General features: G+C 34.8%; 9 protein-coding genes. All 9 read left to right on the top strand.

Translation table 11 applies throughout. From position 1 onward, the window contains the following. Positions 1–188: 188 nt before the first annotated feature. Complete coding sequence (locus AN959_RS18515) at positions 189–710, top strand: DUF84 family protein (protein WP_056832934.1); 522 nt, start codon at positions 189–191, stop codon at positions 708–710. Positions 711–838: 128 nt separating this feature from the next. Next, positions 839–1351 (top strand): hypothetical protein, encoded by a 513-nt coding sequence (locus tag AN959_RS18520; protein WP_053588584.1) that lies wholly within the window; start codon positions 839–841, stop codon positions 1349–1351. A gap of 13 nt (positions 1352–1364) precedes the next feature. Next, positions 1365–1676, top strand: a complete 312-nt coding sequence (locus AN959_RS18525) for a thioredoxin family protein (protein WP_053588585.1) — start codon at positions 1365–1367, stop codon at positions 1674–1676. 60 nt (positions 1677–1736) lie between these two features. Then, positions 1737–2552, top strand: coding sequence for a DUF1444 family protein (locus tag AN959_RS18530; RefSeq protein WP_056832936.1), 816 nt, complete (start codon positions 1737–1739; stop codon positions 2550–2552). After that, entirely contained in the window at positions 2549–3154 is a 606-nt protein-coding gene (gene ytpR, locus AN959_RS18535) for a YtpR family tRNA-binding protein (RefSeq protein ID WP_056832938.1), read from the top strand. Before AN959_RS18530 ends, ytpR begins: the two co-directional genes overlap by 4 nt. A gap of 234 nt (positions 3155–3388) precedes the next feature. Further along, positions 3389–5857 (top strand): DNA translocase FtsK, encoded by a 2469-nt coding sequence (locus tag AN959_RS18540; protein ID WP_056832940.1) that lies wholly within the window; start codon positions 3389–3391, stop codon positions 5855–5857. 125 nt (positions 5858–5982) lie between these two features. Continuing rightward, positions 5983–7287, top strand: coding sequence for a UDP-N-acetylmuramate--L-alanine ligase (gene murC, locus AN959_RS18545; protein WP_056832943.1), 1305 nt, complete (start codon positions 5983–5985; stop codon positions 7285–7287). Positions 7288–7577: 290 nt separating this feature from the next. Then, entirely contained in the window at positions 7578–8036 is a 459-nt protein-coding gene (locus AN959_RS18550; RefSeq protein ID WP_056832944.1) for a DUF948 domain-containing protein, read from the top strand. 17 nt (positions 8037–8053) lie between these two features. Beyond that, positions 8054–8641, top strand: a complete 588-nt coding sequence (locus tag AN959_RS18555) for a YtxH domain-containing protein (protein ID WP_053588591.1) — start codon at positions 8054–8056, stop codon at positions 8639–8641. Positions 8642–8643 lie beyond the last annotated feature (2 nt).

Genomic DNA, 8643 nt, shown 5'->3' on the forward strand with positions numbered 1-8643 from the left:
ACCACCTAAAATTGTTTACACTTCATACGAATAAAACTTCCAAAAGTTTCAATAATTCTTTATTTTGGATAATATAACTCAAATTACTATTTATGAATAAGTCGAAATAGCACTTGAGGTATGAGTGCTATTTTTCAGATGAATCTGTCAACATCACGAGAACCTTTACTAGTTAGGAGAGAATATGTTTGAAAATATTAATAGGAACCAATAATAGAGCTAAAACCAAAGCAGTCATAACTATATCAACTAAATATTATCCAAATGCCGAATTTGAAAATAAGGATGTCCCTTCACTTGTATCCAATCAACCAATGAGTGATGAGGAAACAAGACGAGGTGCTATTAATCGTGCAAAACACTTAATGGTGGAGAATGTTGACGCTGAATTTGGAATAGGATTAGAAGGTGGCGTAAAAGAGATAGATGGGACGATGTATGTCTGCAATTGGGGTGCCCTTGTAACAAAAGATGGGAGAGTTTTTTCTGCAACAGGGGCAGGTGTACCTCTTCCAAATGAAATTGCTGTTTTGCTAAAGGCAGGTTCGGAACTTGGTCCTGTAATGGACGTCTTTACTAATAAGAATGATATTCGTCATGATGAAGGGGCAATCGGTGTATTTACGAATGGTCTTGTGTCTAGAAGCGACATGTTTGAGCATATTATGTTATTACTTATAGGTCAATTCGAACTTTCTAAGAAGCTCTAAATAAGAATGAACTTGCCTCTTAGATTTCTAATTCTTCTATAAAGAAAATGGAAAGTATCCTGTAGTTGCAAGTGACTGAAATCATCTATAAAATATATAGCAGTTATGCTTTGAATGGAGGAAAGTAAATGGCTCGAAATTGGATGCGGTTATGTATCGCGTCACTAGCTGTCTTGTTATTAGTTGGCTGTTCTTCAGTTGAAGAACAAGCGGAAGATGGCATGGAAAATGCAAAAGAAGTGTTTCAAGGGGATGCGGAAAAGCCCAACAAAACAGTAGATAATTTGAAAATATTTTTGCCTAGTGGATTTTCTATTGAAGATGACTCTGATCAAACGAACATTATTTTATCTAAAGGCAATGATTCCTATATTTTATTTGTTAATCCCAATGAGCTTCCTGGAAGTCAATTATATTATGATTTAATGATGGATAATAAAAATTTAAAAATAGTTGAAAAAGATACATTTGAACAAAACGGAAGGTTTGGTTTTGCTGCAATTATTGAGAGTAGTGAAGAAAACTTTGAACTTATAGCAAGTATAGGCGGCATAAAGCTTACTACTATATCAAAACAACAAGATATCGCTTCTAATATAGAGAAAATGATGATGATTGTAAGGTCTATTTCAACTGACTAAGGAGGAAAGAAAAATGAAAAACCTAACTTCAGTGGAAGAATTCAATCAACTAATACAAGAAAGTAAGGTAGTGTTTAAATTTACTGCTGGCTGGTGTCCAGACTGTCATTTCATAGATCCATTTATGGATGAAGTAGAAGAAAAGTTTTCAGACTTTCAATTTGTTTCTGTGGATCGTGATAAATTTATTGATCTCTGTATTCAATTAGATGTTTTTGGAATTCCAAGCTTTATCGTATATGATAAAGGGGAAGAACAAGGACGTTTTGTTAGCAAAGATCGTAAAACAAGAGAAGAAATCGAATCATTTCTTCAAACAATCTAACAACAACAGAGCGGTTCACAATTAGTGGACCGTTTTATTTATGAGAAAGTAGGAATACGCATGAAAGCACAAGAACTAATACAGCTTATGAAAACAAAGTTATCGGAAGATACATTTCTTTACGAATTTAATAGAGAAACGAATAAACTTAGATTAACTCATAAAGCACTTAATAAGGGTATAGATATTTCTATCCCACCAATTTTAGCGAAGGTTGAAACAAAAAAAGAATTGGCCGTTGAAGAAGTTGTGTATACCATTCATCAAACTTTTCAAGCGATGGAAAAAGAAATTTCTGGGGATATTGATCCTTCTTCTTCCGTATACCCGGTCATTCGTTCCTCCTCTTTCCCTGAAAAATCAAATGAAGGCAATCGATTTGTTACGAAAGAACATACAGCAGAAACAAGAATTTATTATGCATTAGATCTTGGAAAAACTTATCGGCTACTAGATGAGAAAATGCTGCAGAGTTGGGGTATACGGGAAACTGAAATACGTGAAAGAGCTCTATTTCAAGTACGAAATTTAGTAAATAATTTTAAAAAAGATGAAGTAGCAGGAAATGTATTTTACTTTTTTAATAATAACGATGGCTATGATGCAAGTAGAATACTCAATGAGTCTCTTTTAAAAGACATGAAAAAGTTAATTGTTGGAGATATGACTATTTCTGTACCCCATCAAGATGTTATGATAATTGGTGATATAAGAAATGAGACGGGGTATGATGTTTTGGCACAAATGACGATGCACTTTTTTACAGTTGGAACTGTACCAATTACCTCTTTATCATTTATATATGAAAATGGAGATTTAGAGCCAATATTTATTATGGCAAAAAATCGAGTAGCGAAGGAGAAAGAAGAAAAATGAATGTTTTTTACAACCTTAATGGAGTTGGAGATGTATTGTTGCTTCAATTAACATCAGAAAAAATTGAAAAAGTAGTTACAGAATCCAAAGGTGATGTAACACTTATTAAAAATGCGAATACTAATGAGGTTTTAGCAATTAATATTTTCGAATTCAGTAAATATGCTGACATTCAGGAAAATGGAAATATAACTTTAACGGAAGAATTTGTAGCCAAACTAGAACAAGCTCTCGAATCGAATGAAGTAGATTATAAACTAAATGTAGACCTTTCACCAAAGTTTGTAGTAGGTTATGTAGAATCATTAGAACAACATCCAAACGCAGATAAATTAAAGGTTTGCCAAGTAAACATCGGTGGTAGCACGTTGCAAATTGTTTGTGGAGCACCGAACGTGGATGCGGGACAAAAAGTAGTTGTTGCAAAAGTAGGGGCTGTAATGCCATCTGGTATGGTTATTAAAGATGCAGAATTACGAGGAGTGGCGTCTAGTGGAATGCTATGTTCAGCAAGAGAACTAGATTTACCAAACGCTCCAGAAGTAAAAGGGATTCTCATCTTGGATGAACAATCAGAAATTGGAAGCTCATTTTTTCAATAAATAAGAGAAAATACACCTAATATGGTGTACTTAAGACTGTTGGCAAACGCTCGCACCGAAAAGCGGTTACAACACAGTCTAAGGAGAAATTTACCAAAAATGATTTTATCTACAATCAGAAGTACACCTATTATGGTGTACTTCTTTTCAAATTCATTTCAAATTCTTTAAAATAAGGACGCTAAGCGTTTTTATTGGTAAAATAAATGTATCTATTAGAAAGAGTTGATGAAATTGAATTGGTTAAAAAAACTATTTGCTAAAAATGAAGAAGAATATAGAGACATCGAACAATTGGTAGAACAGGATAGACCAGATTCTATCTCTAAATCGAAAACACCTTTTCGTTTTCCACTAATACCAGATGAAGAAAAAGATCAATTTCTATTTGGAGAGCCAAAAGAAGAACAAAATGTAGAACCAGTGATGAAAAAACATATAACAGAACAAGAAACTTATAGACCTCTTCATACACAAGAGCTGTGGCAACAAAGAAAACTACAACCTGTCGTCGTACACAGAGCTCCTAAAAAGGAAATTCCAGTTATACCACGAACTCCTAAAAAAGAAATAATAGAAGAGACCATTACTGAAACACGGAAAAAGGCGTTTACACCTACAGATGTTCCTTCACCAGTTTTTGGATTTTCGAAAAGACGTGGAAATAAAACGGAAGAGTCGATGGAATATAAAGATGCTGAGCAGAAAGCATCATATAAAGAAATAACAGTTTATCCTACACAAGTACCTTCACCAGTTTTTGGATTCTCCAATAGACGTGGAAATAAAGCGGAAGAGTCAATGGACCATATAAAAACTGACGAGGAGTCACCATATAAAGAAGAAACAGTTTCTTCTACTCAAGTGACTTCCCCAGATGTTGTTTTTACGAAAAAACTGGAAACTAAAATAGATGCAAGTACACCAATACAAGCTGAGCAAGAAATAGTTACGAAAGAAATTGCGGTAACTGTTGTTCCTCAGGAAGTAGAGGTTCTTGAAGTTGAAATAGATCCTATAGTTACAGAACCTATTGTTGAAGCAGAAGCAGAAGCTGAAGTAGAGGTTAAACATGAAATAATGGACAACCCAGTAGAGTCAGTTGAAGAAACAAAAATAGTACCGAAAGAAAACATTCGACCATTTAATGTACTAATGCTTAAATCAGATAAGGAAAAAATGAATAAGCTAATAAAAGAACCGACTAAGAATGCTCCAGAAGTCAAAGCGGTGACTTTACAACCGATTCAAAGTAAAATTGATTTAAACACGCAATCTCAACCAGAGCATTCCAATTATGCAAGACCCGATCTTAGCTATTTATTACCTCCAGAAATGAAAAATGAAGATAGAGAGTGGATGGAGGAACAAGCATTCACACTTATAGAAGCATTATCCCATTTCCAAGTTTCAGGTGAAATTGTTCAAATGGTTCAAGGTCCTGCAGTAACTCAATTTGAGATAACAGTAGGTCATGGGACAAAAGTAAGTAAAATTCGTAATTTAGCGGATGATCTAAAACTTGCGCTTGCTGCAAAAGATATACGTATCCAAGCACCAATTCCAGGGAAAAGTTCAATTGGAATCGAAATCCCTAATAGAAAATCAAGAGCTGTACGATTATCAGAAGTGATTAATACAAATGTGTTTCTGGAATCAGATTCTCCTCTTGAAGCAGCATTAGGGTTAGATCTTACGGGAAAACCAGTAACGCTTGATTTGCGAAAAATGCCTCATGGCTTAATTGCAGGTGCAACAGGATCTGGTAAGTCAGTATTTATTAATTCGTTACTCGTAAGTCTTTTATATAAAGCAACTCCAGATGAAGTGAAACTTCTATTAATTGATCCCAAAATGGTAGAACTCGCGCCGTTTAATCATATTCCTCATCTTGTTAGCCCAGTTATTACAGATGTGAAAGCAGCAACTGCCGCATTGAAGTGGGCGGTAGAGGAGATGGAAAGACGCTACCAATTATTTGCCCATATTGGTGTAAGAGATATTAGTAGATACAATACATTGGCAACAGAAAAGAGACAATTTGCTCAGAAATTGCCTTATATCGTCATCGTAATAGATGAACTTGCAGATTTGATGATGATGGCCCCTACTGAAGTGGAAGATGCAATCTGTCGAATCGCCCAGAAAGCGAGAGCGTGTGGTATTCACTTAGTATTAGCGACCCAACGACCATCGGTAGATGTTATTACGGGGCTTATCAAAGCAAACATTCCAACCCGAATTGCTTTTTCTGTTTCTTCACAAATTGACTCTAGAACTATATTAGATCAACAAGGAGCAGAAAGATTACTAGGGAAAGGGGATATGCTTTACCAAGGAAATGGCATGTCCAGTCCAGTACGAATTCAAGGGACATTCGTAACGGATGATGAAATTGAAAATATCATTGATTATGCAAGAACTCAAGGAACTCCTGAGTACATGTTTGAGCAAGAAGAATTGCTTCAAAAGGCAGAGAATGTAACAGAACAGGATGAACTTTTTGAAGAAGCATGTCGATTTGTTGTAGAACAAGGTTCTGCATCTACCTCTTTATTACAAAGAAAGTTCCATTTAGGCTATAACAGAGCAGCTAGATTAATAGATGCTATGTATGAAAATGGATATATTACGGAGCAAAAGGGAAGTAAAGCGAGAGAAGTGTTACTAACTAACGAGAGTCTAGAACAAATATTTAGTTAATATAGTTTATTAATATAACCGATTAAATAATGATATAATTGGGAATACGTCTACTAAGACGAAGTATACTATTGATAACTGATTTATGTATATAAGTGGGGATAATCCCAGGAGGTTTACAACGTATGACAAAATATCATTTTACAGGCATTAAAGGGTCTGGAATGAGCCCGTTGGCACAAATATTACATGATGTAGGTAATGAAGTACAAGGCTCTGATATAGAGAAGTATTTTTTTACGGAAAAACCATTACACGAACGAGATATAAATGTTTTGTTATTTGATGAAGATAATATTAAAGAAGGCATGACCGTTATTGCAGGTAACGCATTCCCAGATAACCATCCAGAGATAGTGAAGGCAAAAGAGCTTGGTTTAGAAGTAATTCGATATCATGATTTTTTAGGTGACTATATGGGTCAATTTACTTCCATAGCTGTTACAGGTGCACATGGTAAGACATCAACAACAGGATTACTTTCACATGTGTTAAGTGGTTATAAACCAACATCTTATTTAATTGGTGATGGAACAGGAAAAGGGATGAAGGATGCTTCCAATTTTGTTTTTGAAGCATGTGAGTACCGAAGACACTTTTTAGCGTACAATCCAGATTATGCGATTATGACTAATATTGATTTTGATCATCCAGATTATTTTAACGATATTGATGATGTCTTCCAAGCTTTTCAATCTATGGCTATGCAAGTGAAAAAGGGAATAATTGCTTGTGGAGATGACACGTATCTGCAAAAAATTAAAGCGCCTGTTCCAGTGCTTTACTACGGTTTTGGGGAGCACAATGATTTTGCTGCTAGAAACTTAGAAAAAACAACAGAGGGCACTTCATTTGATGTGTTTGTTCGCAACGAGTTTTATCATCGTTTTTCAATTCCAATGTTCGGAGATCATGCAGTGCTAAATTCTTTATCTGTTATTTCTCTTTGCCATTATGAACATGTACCGGCAGATATTATTCAAAAAGGTTTAGAAACGTTTGAAGGCGTTAAAAGACGCTTTACAGAGACAGCTATAGATAATCGTGTTCTTATTGATGATTATGCTCACCACCCTACTGAGATAACAGCAACGGTACAATCAGCAAGACAAAAATTTCCAACTCGAAAAATTGTTGCTATTTTTCAACCGCACACATTTACAAGAACTCAAAAGTTCTTAACTGAGTTTGCAGAAAGTTTAAGCCTAGCTGATCAAGTATACCTTTGTGAAATTTTTGGGTCTGCTAGAGAAAATGCTGGAGACTTAACTATTCAAACGTTAGCAGATATTATTGAAGGAAGCCATATTTTAAACGAAGAAACGGTAGATCAGCTGCTAGCTCATGAAAATGCCATCTTCTTATTCATGGGTGCTGGAGATGTTCAAAAGTATCAACAAGCTTTTGAACAAAAACTTTCAGACTGTTGACAAACGCTTTAATTTTTCCTCTTTCGATTACTCGTCGCAAAGTAACTTTGCTGGTGAGCCTGAATAAATGTCGTGGTCGTGCAACTGTTGTTACACGGATGTGACGAATTATAGAAATTATTATAAGCATCTCCAATTTTTAAGAAAGTTAAAAAATGCTTAATCCATTTAGGATTAAGCATTTTTTTAAAGGATTTTTATAAGAAACGTAGTATAGTAATATAGAGAAAGAAGTTTAATTTATTTCTTTTGGGGTAAAATTATGTATAACAACTGAAGGAGGATACAAAATGGAAAATCTCTTATACATAGCCGCTATTATAGCCGCAATAGCATTCTTGGTACTTTGTATAAGCCTTGCAGTTACGTTGTTTTCTGTTAAGAAGACATTAAATAATGTTGCAAATACGCTAGAAGGGCTAGATACAAATTTACAAAATGTCACGAAAGAAACTGCAGAGCTTCTTCATAAAACAAATGAATTAGCAGTGGACATTCAAGAAAAATCAGAAAAATTAAATACTGTAGTCGATGCAGTAAAGAACGTTGGAACTTCCGTAACAGGTTTAAACAATTCTATTCAACGAATTACTACTTCTGTAACAACGGAAGTAGAAAAAAATGAAGAAAAGATTGCACAGGTTGTCCAATGGAGTAATATCTTGTTTGGCATACGTGACAAATGGAAAGAGCGTAAAGCATTAGAAGAAGCAGGATATTATTCTTATGAATCAGAAAAAAATTTATAATTATTGGAGGAATTTAAATGAGCAACTATGACCACAATAAACCAAATTATAACGATTCAAAGTACAATGCAGAGTATTACGATAATCCGGCATCCTATAACAAGCAGGTTCAACCAACGTATCCACCTCAACCATATTATAACGAAAGTAGAGATTATATTTATCGCGAGGAAGGATCGGGAGGAAAAGACTTTATATTAGGAATGTTCGTAGGTGGAATCATCGGTGCTGCAACTGCTCTATTATTGGCACCAAAGACTGGTACTGAGCTACGAGGAAATATTTCAACGCAAGCGAATCAGTTAAAAGATAAAACAATGGATCTATCTTCCACTGCGAAAGAGAAGACTACTCAATTGTCTAAACAATTACAAGAACAATCTGGTCAAATCGTGGATAAAGTAAAGTCTATTAAAGGTACACCAACATCTCCTTTAGACGATGGAACTGCATCTTATGAAGGTGAAGAGCCAATGGATTTTATGGAAACTATTTCTCATACGACGGAAGAGTTAACGGCAGAACAGGATAAGCAAGAAGAAAATTCAACAGTTGTAGCAGAAGCAATAAAAGAGGCAATCGTAGAAAACAAATCAAATAAATAAAT

Source organism: Psychrobacillus sp. FJAT-21963, assembly GCF_001420585.1.
Lineage (GTDB): Bacteria > Bacillota > Bacilli > Bacillales_A > Planococcaceae > Psychrobacillus.